This is a genomic window from Streptomyces sp. NPDC048196 (assembly GCF_040652715.1).
Taxonomy (GTDB): domain Bacteria; phylum Actinomycetota; class Actinomycetes; order Streptomycetales; family Streptomycetaceae; genus Streptomyces; species Streptomyces siderophoricus.
On sequence record NZ_JBEZMM010000018.1, the window covers coordinates 57576 to 80819 of the forward strand.

The window sequence follows — 23244 nt, forward strand, 5'->3', positions numbered from 1 at the left end:
GTCCTCAGATACCGACCAACCCCCTTGTTGAGGTCATCCGTGTCGCTGCCACCCCTGGTCGAGCCCGCTTCGGAGCTCACCGTCGACGAGGTCCGCAGGTACTCCCGCCACCTGATCATTCCCGATGTCGGAATGGACGGGCAGAAGCGGCTGAAGAACGCCAAGGTGCTCTGTGTCGGCGCCGGCGGTCTGGGCTCGCCCGCGCTGATGTACCTGGCCGCGGCCGGCGTCGGCACCCTCGGCATCGTGGAGTTCGACGAGGTCGACGAGTCGAACCTGCAGCGCCAGATCATCCACAGCCAGGCGGACATCGGCCGTTCCAAGGCCGCGTCCGCCAAGGACACGGTGCTGGGCATCAACCCGTACGTCACGGTCAACCTCCACGAAGAGCGCCTCGACTCCACGAACGTCATGGAGCTCTTCGCCCAGTACGACCTGATCGTGGACGGCACCGACAACTTCGCCACCCGCTATCTCGTCAACGACGCCTGCGTGCTGCTGAACAAGCCGTATGTCTGGGGCTCCATCTACCGCTTCGACGGCCAGGCGTCGGTCTTCTGGTCCGAGCACGGCCCCTGCTACCGCTGCCTGTACCCGGAGCCCCCGCCGCCGGGCATGGTGCCCTCCTGCGCCGAGGGCGGCGTCCTCGGTGTGCTGTGCGCCTCGATCGGCTCCATCCAGGTCAACGAGGCCATCAAGCTGCTCGCCGGCATCGGTGACCCGCTCGTCGGCCGCCTGATGATCTACGACGCGCTGGAGATGACGTACCGTCAGGTCAAGGTCCGCAAGGACCCCGACTGCGCGGTCTGCGGCGAGAACCCGACCGTCACCGAGCTCATCGACTACGAGGCGTTCTGCGGCGTCGTCTCCGAGGAGGCCCAGGCGGCGGCGGCCGGCTCGACGATCACTCCGCAGCAGCTCAAGGAGTGGATCGACGCCGACGAGAAGATCGACATCATCGACGTCCGCGAGCCGAACGAGTTCGAGATCGTCTCCATCCCCGGCGCCCGGCTGATCCCCAAGAACGAGTTCCTGATGGGCACCGCCCTCCAGGACCTCCCCCAGGACCGGAAGATCGTCCTGCACTGCAAGACGGGCGTCCGCTCGGCCGAGGTGCTGGCCGTCCTGAAGTCCGCGGGCTTCGCCGACGCGGTCCACGTGGGCGGCGGCGTCATCGGCTGGGTCAACACGGTCGAGCCGGAGAAGCCGGTCTACTGATCGATGCCGGTGGGCTGATCACCGCGTCCTGAACAGCGCCGAAGGCGCCGGTCCGTATGCCACGGACCGGCGCCTTCGCGTTGCCCGGCTGCCAAGGCCGCCCCAGGGCCGGGGGCTGCCCTTGCGCGTCAGATCTCGCCCTTGCGCGTCAGATACGTGAAGGCCAGCCAGCCCGGCAGGACCGGCAGCCAGAAGACCATCAGCCGGAACAGCAGCACCGCCGGGAACGCGGTGTCGCCAGGGAGCCCGGCGATGGTCAGCGCGGTGATCAGCGCACCCTCGACGGCGCCCACGCCGCCCGGTGTCGGGGCGGCCGAACCCAGTGCGTTGCCGGCGAGGAAGGCCACCGCGATGCTCGCGTAACTGATCTTGTCGCCGCCGCCGAACGCCCGGATCGACGCGTCCAGGCACATCACGTTCGCCGCAGTCAGCAGCAGCATCCCGCCGATGCCGGTGACCAGCTTCCGCGGCCGCTGCAGGATGTCCAGCATCCGCGGCACCACACCGGCGAACAGCGACCGCACCCGCGTCGAGACGAACTTCCGCAGCACCGGCACGGCCGTGACGACCAGGACCAGCACGGCCACGGTCAGCAGCCCGGCGATGACCGTACGGGACGGCGAGATGTCCTGGGTCTGCTCGGTGCCGGTCAGATAGCCGAACGCCAGCAGCAGCAGGATGTGGCTGCCCAGCCCGAACAGCTGGGAGGCGCCGACGCTGGCCACCGCCAGACCGGGCCGGACCCCGGCGCGCTGGAGGAAGCGGGTGTTGAGCGCCACCCCGCCGATCGCGGCGGGCGCCACCAGCTTCACGAAGTTGCCCGCGATCTGCGCGATCATGGTCCGGACGAACGACACCTTCTCCGTGACGAACCCCAACAGGCTCATCGCCGCCGCGATGTACGTCGTCGCCGAGAAGAACATCGCCACCAGCACCCACACCCACTGGGCCTCGCTGACCACGTCACCGAGGTTGAAGTTGGTGAGCTGGGACAGCAGCAGATACACCGCGAACGCACCGGCGATCCAGCTGATGAGGATCCGCGGGCTGAGCCGTTCCAGCTTCGCCGGCTCGATCACCGCGGTGGGCCGGATCAGCAGCACCTGACGGCGGATCTGGGCCAGCAGGTCCTCCTCGCGGGCCTCCTCCGACGCCTCGTCCAGCGCCCGCTTCTCGGCGTTCTTCTCCGCGTGCCGCTCGGCCCGCAGCGTCCTGCGGTCCTTCGGGGCCGCCTCCCGGTCCTCCCGGGCCTCCTTGGCGGCCTGCGACGCCGCCAGCACCGCCTCCCGCTCCCGCTTGGCGCGCTCCCGGGCCAGCTGGCGCAGGGTGGCCCGGGTGGTGCGGCTCAGCGCGATCGGCTGGAGCAGCGGCAGGCTGTCCGCGACCGCGTCCGGGCCGAGCACCTCGACGGCCGCCGCCACCGCCCGCTCGGCGCCGACCCGCAGGCCCAACGTGACCAGCAGCTGGGCGATGTCCATCCGCAGCACGAGGTCACCGGCCGCGATCTCACCGCCGCGCAGCTCGGTCAGCACGATGTTGCCGGAACGATCCACCAGCAGCGCGTCGCCGACCAGCCGCCGGTGCGCGATCCGCCGCGACTGCAGCGCCTCGACCTGCCGCCAGGCGCTGTGCATCAGCGCGTCGGTGATCTCCTCGTCGGCCAGCGAGTCGAAGCTGCGGCCCCCGATGTGCTCGTAGACCAGCATCACCGCGTCCGGGCCGAGCTCGGAGGTGGCGATCAGCTTGGGGGCGTTGGCGCCGGCCGCGATGGCCGCGTACGCCAGCAGCGCCTCCTGCTCCAGGGCCTGGCGCAGCGACTGCAGGCTGCGGCGCTGGTTGATGCCGCCGCGCAGCGACAGCCGGCGCCAGACCCGGTAGAAGAAGCCCTGGGCCTGCTGCTCGCGGTCGACCACGGTGACGTCGATCGGCGGGCCGTCCTCCAGGGTGACCAGGTAGCGGCGGCCGCGGTCGGCGTGCTCGTTCTGCTCGGGGCCCGCGGTGTGCTCGGAGTTGGCGGTGTCCTCCGCGCGCATCGCGCTGACCGGGCGGAAGCCGACCCGGCGCAGCCCGGCCAGGAGGTTCTGCCCGGTGGGCCGGACGTTGGGGGAGCCGACGGCGTAGAGGGTGCCGAACGCCACGGTCCAGCCGATCAGCACCGTCGTGATGATCGCGAACGGTGTGGTGTAGCGGCCGACCAGCACCGCGAACGCGTCGAGCAGCAGCACGCCCCACATCGCGACCCGCCAGCGCGGCCGCCGGGACATGCCCACCGCCGTCATGTAGGCGATCACCGGCGCCAGATAGCTGTGCACCGGCGCGGAGAGCGAGCCGTTCGCCAGCGGCTGGGTCAGCGCCACCCTGATGGAGGCCGGGGCGGCCTCGGCCACCCACAGGTCGGTGGCGAGCGACACCCCGTGCGCCAGGACGGCGGCGAGCACACCGTCCGCGATCCGCAGCCCGTCCCGCTTGATCAGCCGCTCGACGGCGAACGCCACGGGCACGATCAGCACCGCGACGCTGGCGCTCAGCCCCGCCAGGTTGATCAGCAGCGGGGGAGTGGCCCGCGCGCCGGTGCCGATGTCCCGGGCCAGGCCCGCGGTGGTGCCGTGCGCGAACGTGGCCAGACCGAGAACCAGGGCGATGCCGGCCATACCGAGCAGCAGCCGCAGCAGGTCGGAGGGCCGGTGCACCCGGGCGGGCAGCAGCGGCTCGTCACCGGAGACCCGGTCGACGTGGAACTCGCCGCACGCGTCGGCGGCCGCCCCGTCGCGGTGCGAACCCGTCCGGGACGTGCCGAGTGCCGCGGCCGGGCCCGGCTCGGCGCCCTTGCCGTGCTCCACGTGGGCGTCGTCCGGTGCCTGTCGGTGTTGCCGGTCGCTCTTCGGCTCCTCCTCGTGTCCCTTGGGTGGTGCGGGCTCCTTGGGCCCTTCCGGCCTCTGGGACGCCCCCGGTCGTTCGGCCTTCTTGATCGTGCTCGCCTTTTCGGTAGCGGAAGCCGGGGCCGGCCTCCGTTGGTGCTTCCCCTCGACGGGCAGCGCTTCAGGGGCGCCCGCCTCCCGCGGAGGCGCCGCGCCCTGCTGCTCGGCCGTCTCTTCTTGATCTCGTATCACCAGTCACCGTCCGGAAGATGGTGGCACGGCCGACCGGTGGAGGGGGGCATCAGGGTGCATTTCGGGGTGACGGGAAGCGGAACCTCCGCCACCGCGCCGGGTCCGGTGGCGGCCGCCGCCGGTGTTCCGAAGGGTGGTGGACCATGTGTCCGCTCCCATTGTCGGTGCCGTGCGGCAGGATGGACCGAATGAGTGGTACCGGAGACACGGCGCCCGGCGCCGACGCCGGGGAGCTGCCCGCCTATGCCGAGCGGGTGCTCTCCGTCGCCGAGCTGATCCCGGCCGGCCGGGTCATGACGTACGGCGACGTCGCGGAGTATCTCGCAGGAGAGGAGCAGCCCGAAGGGCTTCCAGGGGAGGGCGGTGACGGGCGACGGGTCGGCGGCCCCCGGCAGGTCGGCAGGGTGATGGCGCTCTACGGCGGCGCGGTGCCCTGGTGGCGGGTGGTGCGCGCCGACGGGCGGCTGCTGCCCGGCAGCGAACTGCGCGCCCTGGGCCACTACCGAGACGAGGGAACCCCGTTGCGGGCCGCGTCGCAGGGGAGCGACGACCACATACCCAAGATCGATATGCGGCGCGCCCGTTGGGACGGCCGGCGGGACGAGCGGGACGACCCGGACGGTCGGCCGGACGACCGGGACGACCGGGACGACCGGGATGGTCGGCCGGACGACCGGGACGATGCATGGGACGACTGAGCCGCCTGGCCCAGGCCCCGGCACCAGCCCCTGCCCCGGCACCTGCCCCGGAACCGGCCGTGGCCCGCCCCGGCGGCCCGTGGACCGGTCCCCGGCCCGGGCGCCGACTGGCGTAGCGTCGGGCACTGCCGTCCCGGCGCCGGCCGCCACCACGGCCCCGCCGCCCGGCCACCGGTCACCCCGGCACCCGGCAGCGCGGCGCACCCCGCACCGCATCCGCACCACGACCAGCACCCTCCTCAGGACCGGCGATCCACGTGAGCTCCTCCTTCTCGGCCGTCCCGCCGACGCAGCCCCGCCGGGCGGCGCGGCAGGACGCCTCCGGCGCGTACCGACTGGTCCGCACCCCGCCGGAACGGGTGGACCCTCCCACCTTGGACGCAGCCCAGCGCGCCGTGGTTGACCACCGCGACGGCCCGCTGCTGGTCCTCGCCGGCCCCGGCACCGGCAAGACCACGACCCTCGTCGAAGCCGTCACCCGCCGGGTCCGGGACGGCGGCGACCCCGAGCGGATCCTCGTCCTCACCTTCAGCCGCAAGGCCGCCGTCGACCTCCGCGACCGCCTCGCCATCCGCCTGCGCGCCCTGGAGAAGCCGCGCCGGCGCCCCGGGAAACACGGCGACCGGCCGGGGACACCGCCCACACCGGCCGGCATCCCGCAGGCCACCACCTTCCACTCCTTCTGCTACGCCCTGGTCCGCGCCCACCAGGACGCCGACCTCTTCGCCGACCCCCTGCGGCTGCTGTCCGGCCCCGAGCAGGACCTCGTCGTCCGCGAACTCCTCCAGGGCCAGGCCGACCTCGCCGGCGCGGGCCGGGCCGCGATCAGCTGGCCCGACGACCTCCGCGCCTGTCTGACCACCCGCGGCTTCGCCGACGAGGTCCGCGCCGTGCTCGCCCGCAGCCGCGAACTCGGCCTCGGCCCGGACGCCCTCGGCGCCTTCGCCCGCCGCACCGGCCGCCCCGACTGGCACGCCGCCGCCGGCTTCCTCGCCGAATACCTCGACGTCCTCGACGGCCAGGGCGTCCTCGACTACGCCGAACTGGTCCACCGCGCGGTGCTCCTGGCCGAACGCCCCGACGTCGCCGCCGAACTCGCCACCACCTACGACGCCGTCTACGTCGACGAGTACCAGGACACCGACGCCGCCCAGGTACGCCTGCTGCGCGCGCTCGCCGGCAACCACACCGCGGCCGCCGCCCCCGGTACCCCCGGCCGTACCCTCGTCGCCTTCGGAGACCCCGACCAGTCGATCTACGCCTTCCGCGGGTCGGACGTCAACGGCATCCTCGACTTCCCCGAAACCTTCCGCCGCGGCGACGGCACCCCCGCCCCCGTCGCCGTCCTCGACACCTCCCGCCGCTCCGGCGCCACCCTCCTCACCGCCACCCGGCAGCTCACCCACCGGATGCCGCTCACCCGCCTCCCGGCCGCCAAGGTCCGCGCCCACCGCGAACCCACGCCCGTACGGGACGGCGGCCGCGTCGAGGCGTACACCTACCCCACACCCGGCGCCGAACTGGACAACGTCGCCGACATCCTGCGCCGCGCCCACCTGGAGGACGGCGTGCCCTGGCGCGACATGGCCGTCCTCGTCCGCGCCGGCGGCCGCTCCATCCCCGCCGTCCGCCGGGCCCTCACCTCCGCCGGCGTCCCCCTCGACATCGACGGCGACGAACTCCCGCTGCGCCACGAACCCGCCGTCGCCCCCCTGCTCACCGCCCTCCGCGCCGCCGCCCGCGCCGCCCTCGACCCCGATCCGGACACCGCCGATCCGGACACTGCCGATCCGGACACCGCCGAACCGGACGCCGCGGACGCCACCACACCGGGCTGGCTGGACGCCGAGACCGCCCTCGACCTGCTCGCCTCCCCCCTGGGCGGCATGGACTCCGCCGACCTGCGCCGCCTGGGCCGCGCCCTGCGCGAGGAGGAACGCACCGCCGGCGCCCCCCTGCCGCCCCCCTCCGACACCCTGATCGCCCGGGCCCTCGCCCAGCCCCAGCGCCTGGTCGCCCACGACCCCGGCTACGCCCGCGGCGCTCAGCGGCTCGGCCTGCTGCTGCGCAAGGCCCGCGAACTCCTCGCCGGCGGCGGCACCGCCGAACAGGCCCTGTGGGAACTGTGGGACGGCACCCCCTGGCCGCAGCGCCTGGAACGCGCCGCCCGGCGCGGCGGCGCCGCCGGCCGCAACGCCGACCGCGACCTCGACGCCGTGGTCGCCCTCTTCGAGACCGCCGCCCGCGCCGAGGAACGCACCGGCGGCCGCGGCGCCCTCAACTTCCTGGAGGAACTCGACGCCCAGGACATCGCCGCCGACACCCTCACCCGCCGCACCGTCCGCCCCGACGCCGTCCGCCTGATGACCGCCCACCGCGCCAAGGGCCTGGAATGGCGGCTGGTCGTCGTCGCCGGCGTCCAGGAAGGACTCTGGCCCGACCTGCGCCGCCGCGGCTCCCTCCTCGAAGCCGACCGGATCGGCCGCGACGGCCTGGCCGAACCCCTCACCCCCGGCGCCCTGCTCGCCGAGGAACGCCGGCTGTTCTACGTGGCCGCGACCCGTGCCCGCGACCGCCTCGTCGTCACCGCCGTCAAGGCCGCCGCCGACGACGGCGACCAGCCCTCCCGGTTCCTCACCGAACTGGGCATCACCCCCCAGGACGTCACCGGCCGCCCCCGCCGCCCGCTCTCCGTCGCCGCACTGGTCGCCGAACTCCGCGCCACCACCGTCGACCCCGCGGCGAGCCCCGCGCTGCGCGACGCCGCCGCCCAGCGCCTCGCCCGGCTCGCCGCCCTGCACGACGAGGACCACCGCCCCCTGGTACCCGCCGCCCACCCCGACACCTGGTGGGGCATGAACGACCCCACCCACAGCCGGGTCCCGCTGCGCGACCGCGACCTGCCCGTCGTGCTCTCCGGCAGCGCCCTCGACCAGCTCGCCAACACCTGCGCCCTCCAGTGGTTCCTCGGCCGCGAGGTCAAGGCGGACAGCCCCGCCACCGCCGCCCAGGGCTTCGGCAACGTCGTCCACGTCCTCGCCGACGAGGTCGCCTCCGGACGCACCCCCGCCGACCTCACCGTCCTCATGGAACGCCTCGACTCCGTATGGGACGCGCTCGCCTTCGACGCCCCCTGGAAGTCCCGCCAGGAAAAGGACCACGCCCGCGCCGCCCTCGAACGCTTCCTGCGCTGGCACGTCATGGAACGCGAAAGCCTCGGCCGCGACCCCGTCGCCACCGAGCACCCCTTCGACGTCACCCTCCGCGCCGGCACCTACGAGGTCCGCATCCGCGGCAGCATGGACCACGTCGCCAAGGACGAAGAGGGCAGGGCCTACGTCGTCGACTTCAAGACCGGCAAACAGAAACCGACCGGTCCCGAGGTCGCCCGCCACCCCCAGCTCGCCGTCTACCAGCTCGCGGTCCGCGAAGGCGCGGTCGACGACGTCTTCGACGGCCGCACCCCCGAACCCGGCGGCGCCGAACTCGTCCACCTGCGCATCGGCGCCCCCCAGAAGGAGGGCGGCGACGCCCTCCCCGCCGTACAGGCCCAGCCGCCACCGGACGGCGACTGGGTGGGCGACCTCCTCGCCACCGCCGCCGGCCGCGTCCTGGAAGAACGCTTCACGCCGGCCGCGGGCACGCACTGCACGCATTGCGCGTTCCGCGCTTCTTGCAGTGCGATGCCGGAGGGGCGCCACGTCGTGGAATGACGCTTTGGGGTGCCTCCGGGGAAGACGAGTAGGTGCGGGGCGCCCGCAAAGCGCGCAACGACGAGACGCCCCGCGGCGGGAAAGACGAGTACGTACGCGGCGCCGCAAAGCGCAACGGCGAGCAAGCCCCGCGGCGGGACAGCCGGCCACGTACGCGGCACCGCAAAGCGCAGCGCCCCGCGGCGGGACAGACGGGTACGTGGGATGTCAGTGGGGACCGTTACGGTCTAAACCGTGAGACCGCGTATCACCGACCCCGAGCAGCTCAAGGAGCTGCTCGGGATTCCGTTCACCCCGGAGCAGACGGCCTGCATCACCGCGCCGCCCGCGCCGCAGGTCATCGTGGCCGGGGCCGGGTCCGGGAAGACCACGGTGATGGCCGCGCGGGTGGTGTGGCTGGTCGGCACCGGGCAGGTCGCCCCCGAGCAGGTCCTCGGTCTGACCTTCACGAACAAGGCCGCCGGCGAGCTCGCCGAGCGGGTCCGCGCCGCCCTCGTCAAGGCCGGGGTGAGCGACCCGGAGCCCGTGCCGGGGAGTGCCGAGGCCGTCGCCGGCGAGCCGCGCATCTCGACGTACCACGCCTTCGCCGGCCAGCTCCTCAAGGACCACGGCCTGCGCATCGGCCTGGAACCCAGCGCCCGGCTGCTCGCCGATGCCACCCGCTTCCAGCTCGCCGCCCGCACCCTGCGCACCGCCCCCGGCCCCTACCCGGCGCTCACCACCTCCCTGCCCTCCCTCGTGGAGGACCTCCTCGCCCTGGACGCCGAGCTCGCCGAGCACCTCGTGGACCCGGCCGAGCTCCGCCGTTACGACACCGGGCTGCTCGCCGCCCTCGACGGCGTCAAGCTCACCAACGCCGACCTGCGCAAGGTGCCCGACACCGCCCGCGCCCGGCTGGAGCTCCTCGACCTCGTCGCCGCCTACCGCAGCGAGAAGCGCCGCCGCGATCTGCTCGACTTCGGTGACCAGATCGCCCATTCGGCGACCCTCGCCACCACCCGCCCGGAGGTGGGCCGGATCCTGCGCGACGAATTCCGGGTCGTCCTGCTCGACGAGTACCAGGACACCTCCGTCGCCCAGCGGCTGCTGCTCTCCGGCCTCTTCGGCGCCGCGAACGGCACCCCCACCGGACACGCCGTCACCGCCGTCGGCGACCCCTGCCAGGCCATCTACGGCTGGCGCGGCGCCTCCGTCGCCAACCTCGACGACTTCCCCGCCCACTTCCCCTTCGCGGACGGCACCCCCGCCCACCGGTACGCCCTCAGCGAGAACCGCCGCAGCGGCGGCCGCCTCCTCGACCTCGCCAACGGCCTCGCCGCCCCGCTCCGCCGCATGCACGAAGGCGTCGAAGCGCTCCGCCCCGCCCCCGGCGCCGAACGCGACGGCACCGTCCGCTGCGCCCTGCTGCCCACCCACGCCGAAGAGCTCCGCTGGCTCGCCGACTCCCTCGCCCACCTCGTACGCACCGGCACCCCGCCCGGCGAGATCGCCGTCCTGTGCCGCACCGCCGGCGACTTCGCCCACATCCAGGGCGAACTCGTCGCCCGCGACATCCCCGTCGAGGTCGTCGGCCTCTCCGGACTGCTGCACCTCCCCGAGATCGCCGACCTCGTCGCCGTCTGCGAAGTGCTCCAGGACCCGACCGCCAACGCCTCCCTCGTCCGCCTCCTGATCGGCCCCCGCTGGCGGATCGGCCCCCGCGACCTCGCCCTCCTCGGGCGCCGCGCCCGCACCCTCGTCCACCACGGCGGCCCGTCCGACGACCCCGCCCAACGCCTCGCCGAAGCCGTCGAAGGCACCGACCCGGCCGAGACCCTCTCCCTCGCCGACGCCCTCGACACCTTCCTGGAGGCCGACGGCACCGACGACGGCCTGCCGTTCTCCGCCGAGGCCCGGGTGCGCTTCGCCCACCTCGCCGCCGAGCTCCGCGACCTCCGGCGCTCCCTGGGCGACCCCCTCATGGACGTCCTCCACCGGGTGCTCGCCACCACCGGCCTCGAAGTCGAACTCTCCGCGTCCCCGCACGCCCTCGCCGCCCGCCGCCGCGAAACCCTCGGCACCTTCCTCGACGTCGCCGCCGGCTTCGCCGCCAAACAGGGCGGCGAATCCCTCGACGGCGAAGCCACCCTCCTCGCCTTCCTCGGCTTCCTGCGCACCGCCGTCCAGTACGAGAAGGGCCTCGACAGCTCCCTCCCCGGCGGGGACAACACCGTCAAGGTGCTCACCGCCCACAAGTCCAAGGGCCTCGAATGGGACGTCGTCGCCGTCCCCGGCCTCGTCGCCAAGCAGTTCCCCAGCGAACAGTCCCGCGAGTCCTGGACCAGCCGCGCCAAGGTCCTGCCGCACACCCTCCGCGGCGACGCCGCCACCCTCCCCGACGTCGAGGAATGGGCCGCCCGCGGCATCAAGGACTTCAAGGAGGCGATGAAGCACCACCAGCAGACCGAAGAACTCCGCCTCGGCTACGTCACCTTCACCCGCCCCCGGTCCCTGCTGCTCGGCTCCGGCCACTGGTGGGGCCCGCACCAGAAGCGGCCGCGCGGCCCGTCCGCCTTCCTGGAGGCGCTGCGCGAGCACTGCGAGGCCGGCCACGGCGAGATCGAGCACTGGGCCGACCCGCCCGAGGAGGGCGCCGAGAACCCCACCCTCGCCGAGGCCGCCACCGAACAGGCCTGGCCGCTGCCGCTCGACCCCGCCGCCCTCGCCCGCCGCCGCACCGCAGCGGCCGCGGTCCGCACCCACCTCGCCCGCCACCAGGCCCCGCAGCCACCCGCCGCGGTCTCCCCCACTGTCCCCGCGCCGTCCCCGGCCCACGACCCGGAGTGGCCACCGGCCCCACCGGAGGAGGAGTGGGAGGACGACCCCTACGGCATGCCGGAGGACGACGAGGCGTACGGCGTGCCCGAGACCGACCCGTTCGACGAACCGGACCCCTTCGCGATCCCCGAGGCGGACCCGTTCGACGATGTTCCGGGCATCGAGGACGTTCCCGAGGACGTTTCCGGTGCGGCCGACGCGCCCCCGCGGCCCCGCATCGGCGCCCAGCGCACCACCGAACCCGACCTCACCACCCCCCACCCCGCCCACCAGGACGAGGAGGCCGACGAGCACACCGGCCCCCACCCGCTGCTCCCCGAGGAGCGCCGCATCCTCGGCTCCTGGGACCGCGACCTGGAGGCGCTCGCCGACGAGCTGCGCCGCTCCCGCGCCACCGTCCGAGAGGTCCCGCTGCCCGCCGCCCTCAGCGCCACCCAGCTGCTCCGCCTCGCCGCCGACCCGGACGGCTTCGCCCGCGAACTCGCCCGCCCCATGCCGCGCCCGCCCCGGCCCGGCGCCCGCCGCGGCACCCGCTTCCACGCCTGGGTCGAGTCCCGCTTCGAGGAACTCGCCCTGCCGCTGCTCGGCCCCGACGAGCTGCCCGGCGCCGACGATCCCGATACCGACGGGCCCGACGCCGACCGGATCACCGACGAACACGACCTGGAAACCCTCAAGGAGGCGTTCGCCCGCACCCCGTACGCCCACCGCACCCCCCACCGCGTCGAGGCGCCGTTCCAGCTGATCCTCGCCGGACGGGTCATCCGCGGCCGGATCGACGCCGTCTACAAGGAGCGCGGCCCCGACGGCGACCACTACGAGATCATCGACTGGAAGACCGGCCGCACCCAGAACGCCGACCCCCTCCAGCTCGCCATCTACCGCCTCGCCTGGGCCGAACGCCACGGCCTGCCCCCGTCCGCCGTCGGCGCCGCCTTCCTCTACGTCCGCACCGGCGAGATCGTCCGGCCCGCCCGCCTCCCCGGCCGCGCCGGACTGGAACGCATCCTGCGGGGCGAGACCGACGACCGGCGTCCCCCGGAAGGCCGATAGGCTCGGTCGTATGAGCACAACCCCGGACAGCGCCGTCCGCGCGTACCTCGACAGCCACCGCGACGCCTTCCTCGACGACCTCGCCGAGTGGCTGCGCATCCCCTCCGTGTCCGCCGACCCGGACCGCGCCCCCGACGTACGCCGCAGCGCCGAATGGCTCGCCGCCAAGCTCACCGGCACCGGCTTCCCGACCGCCGAGATCTGGGAGACCGAGGGCGACGGCCTGCCCGCCGTCTTCGCCGAATGGCCCTCCGGCGACCCGTCCGCCCCCACCGTGCTCGTCTACGGCCACCACGACGTACAGCCCGCCGCCCGCGCGGACGGCTGGCACACCGACCCCTTCGCGCCGCAGATCATCGACGGCAAGCTCTACGCCCGCGGCGCCGCCGACGACAAGGGCCAGGTGTTCTTCCACACCCTCGGCGTCCGCGCCCACCTCGCCGCCACCGGCCGCACCGCGCCCGCCGTCAACCTCAAGCTGCTGATCGAGGGCGAGGAGGAGTCCGGCTCCCCGAACTTCCCCGCCCTGATCGGCAAGCACGCCGACCGCCTCGCCTGCGACGCGGTGATCGTCTCCGACACCGGCATGTGGTCCAGGGACACCCCCACCGTCTGCACCGGCATGCGCGGACTGACGGACTGTCAGATCAAGCTGTACGGCCCCGACCAGGACATCCACTCCGGCTCCTTCGGCGGCGCGGTGCCCAACCCCGCCACCGAGGCCGCCCGGCTGGCCGCCGCCCTCCACGACACCGACCGCCGGGTCGCCGTCCCCGGCTTCTACGACGGCGTGATCGAACTCACCGACCGCGAACGGGAACTCTTCGCCGAGCTGCCCTTCGACGAGGAGGAGTGGCTGCGCACCGCCCACTCCCACGCCACCCTCGGCGAGGCCGGCACCACCACCCTGGAACGCCTCTGGGCCCGCCCCACGGCCGAGGTCAACGGCATCGGCGGCGGCTACCAGGGCCCCGGCGGCAAGACCATCGTGCCGTCCACCGCCCAGCTGAAGCTCTCCTTCCGGCTGGTCGCCGGCCAGGACCCGGCCGCCGTCCAGCAGGCCGTACGCCACTGGGTCGCCGCACAGCTCCCGCCCGGCATCCGGCACGAGATCACCTTCTGGGGCGCCACCCGGCCCTGCCTCACCCCGCTCGACCACCCCGCGCTGCAGTCCGTGGCCCGCGCCATGGGACGCGCCTTCGGCCAGAAGATCCGCTTCACCCGCGAGGGCGGTTCCGGCCCGGCCGCCGACCTCCAGGACGTCCTCGGCGCCCCCGTCCTCTTCCTCGGCATCTCCGTCCCCTCCGACGGCTGGCACGCGCCGAACGAAAAGGTCGAACTCGACCTGCTGATGAAGGGTGTCGAAACCGCCGCCCACCTCTGGGGCGACCTGGCGGAGACCTGGCAGCGGACCTGACCGCCCCGCGCCCCGCCGCACCGTTCCGCGCCCGTACGCAGCAATCACCCACGCCACAGGGGGAGTTGGAAACAGCAGTGACCACCTGGACCGAGCACACCGCCGACCGGCCGATCACGTTCAGCGCGCCGAGCGGCATCGACCGCTCCGCCCACCACCGTCTCGACGAGGCATGGCTGGCGGCGGCCTGGAGCCACCCGACGACGCGCGTCTTCGTGGTGTCCGGCGGCCAGGCACTGATCGACGACACCCCCGACGGCCGCACCGAACTGATCATGACGCCGTCCTTCGAGGCGCCGCTGACCGAGGCCCACCGCTACTACCTCGGCACCGACGACGAGGGCGTCAGCTACTTCGCCCTCCAGAAGGACAGCCTCCCCGGCCGCATCGACCAGTCCGCGCGCCCGGCCGGCCTGCGTGAGGCGGGCCTCCTGCTGTCCCCCCGCGACGCCGGCCTGCTCGTCCACGCCGTCGCCCTGGAGAACTGGCAGCGGCTGCACCGCTTCTGCTCCCGCTGCGGCGAACGCACCGTGATCGCCGCCGCCGGCCACATCCGCCGCTGCCCCGCCTGCGGCGCCGAGCACTACCCCCGTACCGACCCGGCCGTGATCATGCTCGTCACCGACGAGGAGGACCGCGCCCTGCTCGGCCGCCAGGTCCACTGGCCCGAGGGCCGCTTCTCCACCCTCGCCGGCTTCGTCGAGCCGGGGGAGTCCATCGAGCAGTCGGTGGCCCGTGAGGTCTACGAGGAGGCCGGCGTCGTCGTCGGGGACGTGGAGTACGTGGCCAGCCAGCCCTGGCCCTTCCCGTCCAGCCTGATGCTGGGCTTCATGGCCCGCGCCACCTCCGCCGAGATCCAGGTGGACGGCGAGGAGATCGAAGAGGCCCGCTGGTTCTCCCGCGAGGATCTCCGTGCCGCCTTCGAATCCGGCGAGGTCCTGCCGCCCTACGGCATCTCCATCGCCGCCCGCCTGATCGAGCTCTGGTACGGCAAGCCGCTGCCGAAGCCGTGACGGGGTGAGGCGGCCGGCCTCACGCGCACCGGAGAGGGCCGCCGGCCGGTTCCGTCGCTGCTCGACGGAACCGGCCGACGGCCCTCAGATGCACGTGCATGTGCGCCTCGGTCCCTCACCGGGATCTGAGGCGGCGGGCGCCTCAGGCGGCCCGCCCCGCGGCCGTCAGGCCACGCCCACCTTCTGCTTGACCTGCGCCAGGGACGGGTTCGTCAGCGTCGTGCCGTCGGCGAAGAGCACGGTCGGCACCGTCTGGTTGCCGTCGTTGGCCTTCTCCACGAACGCCGCGGACTCCGGGTCCTGCTCGATGTTGATCTCGGTGTACGCGATTCCCTCACGGTCCATCTGGCTCTTCAGCCGACGGCAGTAACCGCACCAGGTGGTGCTGTACATCGTCACAGTGCCCGCCATGCGCCCCGCGCTCCTTCGTCAGTCGTCTGTCTCGGTCGTCTGTCTCGTACCGCCCACTCGGCGCGGTTCGTGCCGCCCACTCGTGCGGTTCGTACCGACCACTCGGTGCGGCCATGGGGCACAACGTATGGGAGGGGCGGGCAATTCCCGGGGGGTTTGGCGGGGGCTTTCCCCGGGGTGGGGGCCGCCCCCCCCGGGCCCCCACCCCACCCCCACCCCACCCCCACCCCACCCCCTCACCCACCCCGCAGCATCCAGCCCTCACGTCACCGGCCACCGGCCACCGTCACACCAGCCCCAGGCCCAGGCCCAGCCCGAGCCCCAGCCCGAGCTGCAGCCCCAGCCCCCGCCTCCCCGCCCACGCTCTGTCCGGCGTTGGATCAAGCAAAGCACTCATCGTCGGCACGCGTCGGCGGCTGTCCACAGCGGTGGTGATGCGTACGACAGGGAGCGGGAGGCTGTGGACAGGCTTCCCTGGTGTCTCGGTGGACCTGGCAGCATGGCGGGGTGACAGCAGCAACGGACTCCTCTCTGTTCCCGTCGGCCCCGGACTCGGCCGACGGGGTGCTGGACGGGCTCGACCCGGAGCAGCGGGAGGTAGCGACGGCGCTGCACGGTCCGGTGTGTGTGCTGGCCGGTGCCGGGACGGGCAAGACACGGGCGATCACCCATCGGATCGCGTACGGGGTGCGGGCCGGGATCCTGCAGCCCGCGAGTGTGCTGGCCGTCACGTTCACCGCGCGCGCGGCCGGCGAGATGCGCGGGAGGCTGCGCCAGCTCGGGGCGGGCGGGGTCCAGGCCCGGACGTTCCACTCCGCGGCGCTGCGGCAGCTGCAGTTCTTCTGGCCGAAGGCGGTGGGCGGCGAGCTTCCGCGGCTGCTGGAGCGGAAGGCACAGCTCGTGGCCGAGGCGGGCGCGCGTTGCCGGATCCGGCTGGACCGCAACGAGCTGCGCGACGTCACGGCCGAGATCGAGTGGTCAAAGGTCACCCAGACCGTGCCGGCCGACTATCCGGCCGCGGTCGCCAAGGCGGGCCGGGAGGCGCCGCGCGACCCGGCCGAGACGGGGCAGATCTACGCCACCTACGAGCAGCTCAAGCGGGACCGGGGCGCCATCGACTTCGAGGATGTGCTGTTGCTCACGGTCGGGGTGCTGCAGGACCGGCACGACATCGCCGAGCAGGTCCGGGCCCAGTACCAGCACTTCGTCGTCGACGAGTACCAGGACGTCAGCCCGCTCCAGCAGCGGCTGCTGGAGCTGTGGCTGGGGGACCGGGACAGTCTGTGTGTGGTCGGTGACGCCAGCCAGACGATCTACAGCTTCACCGGCGCCACCCCCGACCACCTCCTGAACTTCCGCACCCGCCATCCGCACGCCACCGTCGTCCGGCTGGTCCGCGACTACCGCTCCACCCCGCAGGTCGTGCATCTCGCGAACGGTCTGCTCTCGCAGGCCAAGGGGCGCGCGGCCGAGCACCGTCTGGAGCTGGTCTCGCAGCGCGAGCCCGGCCCGGAGCCGGTGTACACGGAGTACGCCGACGAGCCCGCGGAGGCGGAGGGCACCGCCCGCCGGGTCCGGGACCTGATCGCGTCGGGGGTGCCGGCCAGTGAGATCGCGGTGCTGTTCCGGGTCAACGCCCAGTCGGAGGTGTACGAGCAGGCGCTGGCCGATGTCGGCGTGCCGTACCAGCTGCGGGGCGCCGAGCGGTTCTTCCAGCGGCCGGAGGTGCGCGAGGCCGGCATCAAGCTGCGCGGCGCCGCCCGTTTCGGGGCGAACGACGCGCTGCTCGACGATGCGCTGGATCTGCCCTCGGAGGTGCGGGCGGTGCTCAGCGACATGGGCTGGAGGAGCGAGCCGCCCGCCGGTTCGGGGGCGGTGCGGGACCGTTGGGAGTCGCTGGCGGCCCTGGTGCGGCTCGCCGAGGAGTTCGCCGGGGCCCGGGCCGGGGCCTCGCTGGCGGACTTCGTCGCCGAGCTGGACGAGCGGGCCAATGCGCAGCACGCGCCGACCGTCGAGGGGGTGACGTTGGCCTCCCTGCACGCCGCGAAGGGCCTGGAGTGGGACGCCGTGTTCCTGGTGGGGCTGACCGAGGGCATGATGCCGATCACGTACGCCCGGACGGACGAGCAGGTGGAGGAGGAGCGCCGGCTGCTCTATGTGGGCGTCACCCGTGCGCGGCGTCATCTGGCGCTGTCGTGGTCGCTGGCGCGGTCCCCGGGGGGCCGGGCTTCCCGGAGTGCCAGCCGCTTCCTGACCGGGCTGCGGCCCGGTTCCGGGGCGGTGGCCGGGCGTCGTGCTCAGGGCGCGGTCCTGCGGGGCGTGGAGCGCGGCGGGGCGGCGGCTGCGGTGCCGCGGCGTCCGCGGGAGCGCCGTCCGGCCCGTTGCCGGGTGTGCAACCGGACGTTGACGGACGCGGGCGAGATGAAGCTGATGCGGTGTGAGGACTGCCCGTCGGAGCTCGACGAGGCGCTGTACGAGCGGCTGCAGGCGTGGCGGGCGGAGGAGGCTGCCCGGTCCCGGCAGCCGGCGTACTGCATCTTCACGGACAAGACGCTGATGGCCATTGCCGAGGCGGTGCCGGGAACCGAATCGGAGCTCGCGGTCATCTCAGGTGTGGGGCGGCGCAAGTTCGACCGCTACGGCAGCGACGTGCTGGCAATCTGTGCCGGCGAGGAGCTCACGGGAGCCTCGGGCGAGGGGTCCGAAGGCGCCGCGGAAAACTCGTCGGAAAAATAGTTTGCGCGCGCGGAGCGCATCCCCATAGCCTTCGTGAGCAACGGAGACAACGGAACTTTCCGAGATCCGATGGATCCGTGCTGTACTTGAACGCCCTGGAGCGGGTTTCTCCGTTCCACCGAGACGCCGAGAGGAGGCGAGCCCAGTGATCAGCTTCATCGAGACGAACAAAATGACCGATCGCTCGGTCGTCGCCACCTGCACGCTCGGCTCCTCGCTCCGTGGCACCGGTCTGTCCGGCTTCGGCCGCCTTTCCGGTACCGAGGTCGCGCGCCCCGAGTCCCTCGCTGTGCTGACCTGCAGTGAGCGCACCGCGCGACCGACCGAGGCACCTGCGGCAGTAGCAGTCGTGGCCGAGGCGAATGCCTTTGCCTTCGCGGCGGCGGCCAACGGTGCCGAATCCCGGAAGCAGTACCAGAAGCAGCATGAGATGTGGGCCTACCGCGGCCTCGAACCCTGGAGAGATCCAGCCTGATCGGCAGATCAGGTCGGCACCTTCCAGGGCCGCGGAACCCACACCGGGATCCGCGGCCCTTTTGTTTGCCCCACGCGCCCGCCACCAGCGGGCCACACAGACGAGGAACACACACCGTGCAACTGCAGACGCACACCCCGTCCGTAGCAACCGACCTGATCCCTCCGCCCGACCCCCAGGAGAACTCCTTGCTGCCCCTCACCGAGCTCGACGACGAGATCGACCGCCTCGGCGCCGCTGTTCCGTGCCGCACCTACGACCCGGAGGTCTTCTTCGCGGAGTCCCCGGCCGACGTCGAGTACGCCAAGACGCTGTGCCAGTCCTGTCCGGTGCGTGAGGCCTGCCTGGCCGGCGCCAAGGACCGCCGTGAGCCCTGGGGTGTCTGGGGTGGCGAGCTCTTCGTCCAGGGCGTGGTGGTGCCGCGGAAGCGTCCGCGTGGCCGTCCGCGCAAGAACCCGGTTGCGGCATGAACACCACCGGCACAGGAACGATCGACCGTCCCGTCACACGGGATCCCAAGAAGCAGGACCACGCGATGAATCCGACCTTCACCGACACCCCCGTCCCCGCGAACGCCGACGCGATCGAGTCGCGTCAGAACAGGAACCACGCCATGCAACTCATCCCAGAAGCCCTGGCACGTGCGCATATGCATGAACGCCTGCGGGAGGCCGAGTCCGAACGCAGGGGTCACCGGCTCGCCGCCGCGCGGCGGATGCAGCGGCGTGCCGAGCGCGCGTCGCTCCGTGCCCGCCGTGCGCTGGCCATGGCCGTGATGCAGTAAGGCGGTGGGCAGGTCCGCGCGTCCGGCAGGGGGCGCTGACACCACCTTCCACGGGGTCCGTCCGACAGGGCGGGCCCCGTGGTGCGTTGCGCCCCGGTTCATGTGGTTGACGGGGATATCGTCGGATGGTGAACCAGAAGACGCATCACGAGGCGGAGTTGGCGGACGGGAAGACGCGGTGTGCCGGCTGCGGCGCCGTCGCCGAGGACACACCGCCGACCTGGACCTGTTCCGTCGAGAACGGCGAGCGCCGTTACTTCTGCGACCGCTGTGCCCGGGAGAACATCCGGGCCATCGAGGGGCGCCTGGACTCCAGCTGGTGGTGAGGTACGGCCGGCGGGAGCTCAGGCGGTGGTCTCTTGGGCGGCCTCCTCGTCGGTGTCCGTACCGGGGCCGGCGGGGTCCTCGTCCGGGCCGGGGTCGCTGCCGGTGAGGTCGCTGCCGGCCGGCTCGTGTTCGGGGACGAAGCCGGGCAGCCATGCCTCCAGCTCGTCCCGCAGCCGTACGGTCGCGCCGAGCTGGCACAGCACGCCGATGGTGCTCAGGGTCACCCGGTGGATCAGCAGGTACGCGGGCGGCAGGTTGAGCTGCTTGCCCAACTGGTGGGCGGGGGAGCGCGGATCGCCGACCCGGGCGGCCTGCCGGCGCATCCAGCCGCGGGTGAAGGTGAACGCGTCGACCTGCGCGGGCTCGATGATCGGCAGCAGATACTCCAGCACCGCGTCGGGGTCCAGCTCGATGGACTCCTTGACGAAGCCCTCTTCGCAGAGCAGCTGGTAGACCGCGTCCGCCTCGCTGTCCAGGGTCATCCGCAGCGAGGCGCCGATCGTGGCCGGCAGTCCGTCGGGCAGCCGGTCGACGGTGCCGAAGTCCAGCACGCCCAGCCGCCATTCGTCGGCCGGCCCGTCGGGGGAGTCGCCGGCCAGCAGCCGGAAGTTGCCCGGGTGCGGGTCGGCGTGCAGCAGCCCGGTGCGGGCCGGGCCGGAGAACAGGAAGCGGGCCAGGAGCTGGCCGGCGCGGTCCCGCTGCTCGTCCGTGCCGTCCGCGATCACCTCGGACAGTGGCACGCCGTCCATCCACTCCGTCACCAGCACCTGGTCGCGCTGGTGCACCACGGCGGGCACGACCACGTCCGGGTCGTCGGCGAACTCCTCGGCATGGGCCCGCTGGGCGTCCGCCTCCAGGGAGTAGTCCAGCTCCTCCGAGACCCGGTCGCGCAACTCGGTGATCAGCGGTTTGATGTCCATCCCGGGCACGAGCGGGCCCAGCAGCCGGGCGAACCGGCTGAGCTGCGCCAGGTCCGACAGCAGCGCCTTGCCGGCGCCGGGGTACTGCACCTTGACGGCCACCTCGCGGCCGTCGTGCCAGACGGCGCGGTGCACCTGGCCGATGGAGGCCGCCGCGGCGGGTTCGTCCTCGAACTCCTCGAAGAGCTCCCGCCAGTCCTCGCCGAGCCGCTCCGCCAGTACGGCGTGGACCGTGCTCGTCGGCATCGGCGGCGCCGCTTCCTGAAGCTTCGTCAGGGCGGCGCGGTACGGGCCGGCGATCTCCTCGGGGAGGGCCGACTCGAACACGGACAGCGCCTGCCCGAACTTCATCGCCCCGCCCTTCAGCTCACCGAGGACCTTGAAGAGCTGTTCCGCGGTGCGCTGTTGGAGCTCCCGGCCGACGATCTCGGCGGATCTGCCGCCGATCCGTTTGCCCAGGCCCCAGGTGGCGCGGCCGGCGAACCCCAGTGGCAGCGCGGCCAGCTTGGCGGTGCGGGTGACCGCCTTGCGGGGAAGATCAGACATGCGCCCCTCCAACTCACACTGTCCCCCAACCGGGGTTACCCCGTCATTGTGGCGTGTCATGGCCGAGGATCCGAGGCGCCTGCCGCACACAGCGAAGCGGCGGCCCCGCAGCCGCACTCCGGATGCGGCTCGATCCGCACCGTGCGCACGCCCGCACACGGCAGCGCCAGCTCCATCCGCGCCCCCGTGCACGGCGGGAGGTCCCCGTCGAGGAACGCCAGCGCCTGGACGGCGGCGAGCCCGGCGACCGTGGTGGCCAGCGCGGTGTCGCAGGCCGGCACGGCCGGGGCGGCGCGGCCCGAGCGCCACTGGGCGAGCAGCCGCGGCCAGGCAGGTTCGGCGTCCGTACGGCGCAGTTCGTCGCAGCGGGCGCAGGCCGAACCCCCGGGCAGCACCAGCGGGCCCACCACACCCGTGCCCTCGATCACACCCGCGTAAAGGTGCGGGATGCCGGCGCTCAGCAGCGGCTCGGACAACACGGGGTCGGGGGCGTAGGCGCCGAGGCCGTCGCGCGGGGTGAGCACCACCAGGGACAGGCCGGGTTCGCCGGACTCGCTGACCGGTACGCCCGTCGGCCGCTGCCGGCGGCTCCAGGGGGAGGCGTGGTGGACCAGCCGCTCCACGGCCTCCTTGCGCGGTTCGCCGATCCGCTCGGCGGGCAGGCCGCCGGGTGTCACGTCCCACGGCGCGACCTTGCCGCCGTCGAACACCTCGACCCACCCGATGCCGGCGGCCGCGAGCTGCGCGGCCACCACCGCGCCCACCTTCCCCAGCCCCTTGACCCGCGCCCGGACCGCCCGCCGCGCCGCCATCCGCCCCAGGGCGCCGGCCGGCTCCGGGTGCTGCACCGACAGGGAGGCCAGATCGGCCCGCAGCCGCTCGTGGGCGGGCCGGTCGTCGCGTACGGCGTCGGCGGCCGGGCCGCCCGCGGTGGGCGCCTCCAGCAGTCCGGCCGCGCCGAGGCGCCCGACCACACCCCGCGCGTGCTCCGGCGGGAGGTCCAGTAACGCGGCCTCGTCGATGAGTTGCTGCATGGTGCGGGTGCCGTCGATCAGGGTGAGGAAGCTGCCGGTGGCCGTGTCGAGCGGCCCCAGCACCATCGCATGGGCCGGCGCCACGCCGAACCGCACCGTTTCCCTGTCCCGCCAGCCGCGCCGCAGCGCGGGCTTGAGCATCGGATGCATGTCATCCGCCCCCGTCCTTCGTCGTCCGGCCTTCAGCATGCGCCCTGTCGCGGAGGGGGCCGAAGTTATCCACAGGCCGGGGAAGGATTTGTCATACAAGCTGTGCCCGCCATGGAGTGGTTCGCCGGCGAACCGACCGCGGGTCGGGACTTCCCGCCGGGCCAGCGGGTAACGTCGGGCGCGTGCCCGCCGACCCTTCCGCCCACGGCTCCGGGGAGACGCCCCTGCGCCGCGCCGCTGACGCCTCGCGCGGGGCTTCCCCGAGCCCGAAGGCCCGCAGCTCGGGCACCAGCGCCGTCGAGGTGCGCCGCAGCTCGCGGCGGCGCAGGACGGTCTCCGCGTACCGCGAGGGGGACCGCACGGTCGTGCTGATCCCGGCCCGGATGTCCGAGGCCGAGGAGCAGCGCTGGGTGACGGTGATGCTGGACAAGCTCGCCGCCCAGGAGAGCAAGCGGATGCTCGGCGACCGCGAGCTGGCCGAGCGCGCCGGGCGGCTGTCGGAGCAGTTCCTCGGCGGCCGGGCCCGGCCGGCGTCGGTGCGCTGGGTGACCAACCAGAACACCCGCTGGGGGTCGTGCACCCCGGCGGAGGGCAGCATCCGCCTGTCGCACCGCCTCCAGGGCATGCCGGAGTACGTCATCGACTACGTCCTGCTGCACGAGCTCGCGCATCTGCTCGTCCCGGGCCACGGTCCGGAGTTCTGGCGGCTGCTGGAGTCCTATCCCCGTACGGAGCGGGCCCGCGGCTACCTCGAAGGGGTGGTCGCGGCCGACCGGCTGCCGCATCTGCCCGCCGCCCGCCGGGAATAGCGCTCCGGCGGGC

16 protein-coding genes are annotated in these 23244 nt (G+C 73.4%); 12 read left to right on the plus strand and 4 right to left on the minus strand.

Going from position 1 to position 23244, the window contains the following annotated elements:
* Positions 1 to 39: 39 nt before the first annotated feature.
* Positions 40 to 1218: an adenylyltransferase/sulfurtransferase MoeZ gene (gene moeZ / locus AB0E02_RS19550; protein WP_362140990.1), complete on the plus strand. Its 1179-nt coding sequence runs from the start codon at positions 40 to 42 to the stop codon at positions 1216 to 1218.
* 128 nt (positions 1219 to 1346) lie between these two features.
* Here the strand turns inward: moeZ and AB0E02_RS19555 are convergent, their stop codons facing one another.
* A complete protein-coding gene (locus AB0E02_RS19555) occupies positions 1347 to 4328 on the minus strand; it encodes a flippase-like domain-containing protein (RefSeq protein WP_362140992.1) in 2982 nt (993 codons plus the stop codon).
* Positions 4329 to 4516: 188 nt separating this feature from the next.
* On the opposite strand from AB0E02_RS19555, the gene AB0E02_RS19560 reads away from it, so the two are divergent.
* The 5 genes from AB0E02_RS19560 to nudC all read left to right on the plus strand — a co-directional run bounded on the left by AB0E02_RS19560 (position 4517) and on the right by nudC (position 15039).
* A complete protein-coding gene (locus tag AB0E02_RS19560) occupies positions 4517 to 5026 on the plus strand; it encodes an MGMT family protein (protein WP_362140994.1) in 510 nt (169 codons plus the stop codon).
* Between the two features lie 257 nt (positions 5027 to 5283).
* The gene (locus AB0E02_RS19565; protein ID WP_362140996.1) at positions 5284 to 8739 is read left to right on the plus strand and encodes an ATP-dependent DNA helicase; all 3456 of its coding nucleotides are present in this window, start codon (positions 5284 to 5286) and stop codon (positions 8737 to 8739) included.
* Positions 8740 to 8973: 234 nt separating this feature from the next.
* Positions 8974 to 12609, plus strand: a complete 3636-nt coding sequence (locus tag AB0E02_RS19570; protein ID WP_362140998.1) for an ATP-dependent DNA helicase — start codon at positions 8974 to 8976, stop codon at positions 12607 to 12609.
* 10 nt (positions 12610 to 12619) lie between these two features.
* The gene (locus tag AB0E02_RS19575) at positions 12620 to 14026 is read left to right on the plus strand and encodes a dipeptidase (protein ID WP_362141000.1); all 1407 of its coding nucleotides are present in this window, start codon (positions 12620 to 12622) and stop codon (positions 14024 to 14026) included.
* 77 nt (positions 14027 to 14103) lie between these two features.
* Positions 14104 to 15039: an NAD(+) diphosphatase gene (nudC, locus tag AB0E02_RS19580; RefSeq protein ID WP_030417137.1), complete on the plus strand. Its 936-nt coding sequence runs from the start codon at positions 14104 to 14106 to the stop codon at positions 15037 to 15039.
* 165 nt (positions 15040 to 15204) lie between these two features.
* Here the strand turns inward: nudC and AB0E02_RS19585 are convergent, their stop codons facing one another.
* Positions 15205 to 15450: a mycoredoxin gene (locus tag AB0E02_RS19585; RefSeq protein WP_201801654.1), complete on the minus strand. Its 246-nt coding sequence runs from the start codon at positions 15448 to 15450 to the stop codon at positions 15205 to 15207.
* 507 nt (positions 15451 to 15957) lie between these two features.
* On the opposite strand from AB0E02_RS19585, the gene AB0E02_RS19590 reads away from it, so the two are divergent.
* From AB0E02_RS19590 to AB0E02_RS19610, 5 genes are all read left to right on the plus strand, one after another.
* Entirely contained in the window at positions 15958 to 18186 is a 2229-nt protein-coding gene (locus tag AB0E02_RS19590) for an ATP-dependent DNA helicase UvrD2 (protein WP_362141003.1), read from the plus strand.
* A gap of 145 nt (positions 18187 to 18331) precedes the next feature.
* Positions 18332 to 18661: a hypothetical protein gene (locus tag AB0E02_RS19595; RefSeq protein WP_362141004.1), complete on the plus strand. Its 330-nt coding sequence runs from the start codon at positions 18332 to 18334 to the stop codon at positions 18659 to 18661.
* A gap of 116 nt (positions 18662 to 18777) precedes the next feature.
* On the plus strand, positions 18778 to 19131 hold the full coding sequence (locus tag AB0E02_RS19600; RefSeq protein WP_030413462.1) for a WhiB family transcriptional regulator: 354 nt from the start codon (positions 18778 to 18780) through the stop codon (positions 19129 to 19131).
* Positions 19128 to 19445: a hypothetical protein gene (locus tag AB0E02_RS19605; protein WP_362141006.1), complete on the plus strand. Its 318-nt coding sequence runs from the start codon at positions 19128 to 19130 to the stop codon at positions 19443 to 19445. Before AB0E02_RS19600 ends, AB0E02_RS19605 begins: the two co-directional genes overlap by 4 nt.
* A gap of 125 nt (positions 19446 to 19570) precedes the next feature.
* Positions 19571 to 19771 (plus strand): hypothetical protein, encoded by a 201-nt coding sequence (locus AB0E02_RS19610; protein WP_362141008.1) that lies wholly within the window; start codon positions 19571 to 19573, stop codon positions 19769 to 19771.
* Positions 19772 to 19789: 18 nt separating this feature from the next.
* Here the strand turns inward: AB0E02_RS19610 and AB0E02_RS19615 are convergent, their stop codons facing one another.
* Together AB0E02_RS19615 and AB0E02_RS19620 are read right to left on the minus strand one after the other, a co-directional pair.
* On the minus strand, positions 19790 to 21238 hold the full coding sequence (locus tag AB0E02_RS19615; protein ID WP_362141010.1) for an AarF/ABC1/UbiB kinase family protein: 1449 nt from the start codon (positions 21236 to 21238) through the stop codon (positions 19790 to 19792).
* Between the two features lie 56 nt (positions 21239 to 21294).
* Entirely contained in the window at positions 21295 to 22422 is a 1128-nt protein-coding gene (locus AB0E02_RS19620) for a ThiF family adenylyltransferase (protein ID WP_362141012.1), read from the minus strand.
* Between the two features lie 182 nt (positions 22423 to 22604).
* On the opposite strand from AB0E02_RS19620, the gene AB0E02_RS19625 reads away from it, so the two are divergent.
* Positions 22605 to 23231: a M48 family metallopeptidase gene (locus tag AB0E02_RS19625; RefSeq protein WP_362141014.1), complete on the plus strand. Its 627-nt coding sequence runs from the start codon at positions 22605 to 22607 to the stop codon at positions 23229 to 23231.
* The last annotated feature ends 13 nt before the right edge of the window (positions 23232 to 23244 follow it).

Bases quoted from the DNA above. Each gene is read 5' to 3' on its own strand.
- AB0E02_RS19585 (WP_201801654.1), bottom strand. From the start codon at position 15,450: ATGGCGGGCACTGTGACGATGTACAGCACCACCTGGTGCGGTTACTGC.
- AB0E02_RS19615 (WP_362141010.1), bottom strand. From the start codon at position 21,238: ATGTCTGATCTTCCCCGCAAGGCGGTCACCCGCACCGCCAAGCTGGCC.
- AB0E02_RS19575 (WP_362141000.1), top strand. From the start codon at position 12,620: ATGAGCACAACCCCGGACAGCGCCGTCCGCGCGTACCTCGACAGCCAC.
- AB0E02_RS19620 (WP_362141012.1), bottom strand. From the start codon at position 22,422: ATGCATCCGATGCTCAAGCCCGCGCTGCGGCGCGGCTGGCGGGACAGG.
- AB0E02_RS19605 (WP_362141006.1), top strand. From the start codon at position 19,128: ATGAACACCACCGGCACAGGAACGATCGACCGTCCCGTCACACGGGAT.
- AB0E02_RS19610 (WP_362141008.1), top strand. From the start codon at position 19,571: ATGGTGAACCAGAAGACGCATCACGAGGCGGAGTTGGCGGACGGGAAG.
- AB0E02_RS19560 (WP_362140994.1), top strand. From the start codon at position 4,517: ATGAGTGGTACCGGAGACACGGCGCCCGGCGCCGACGCCGGGGAGCTG.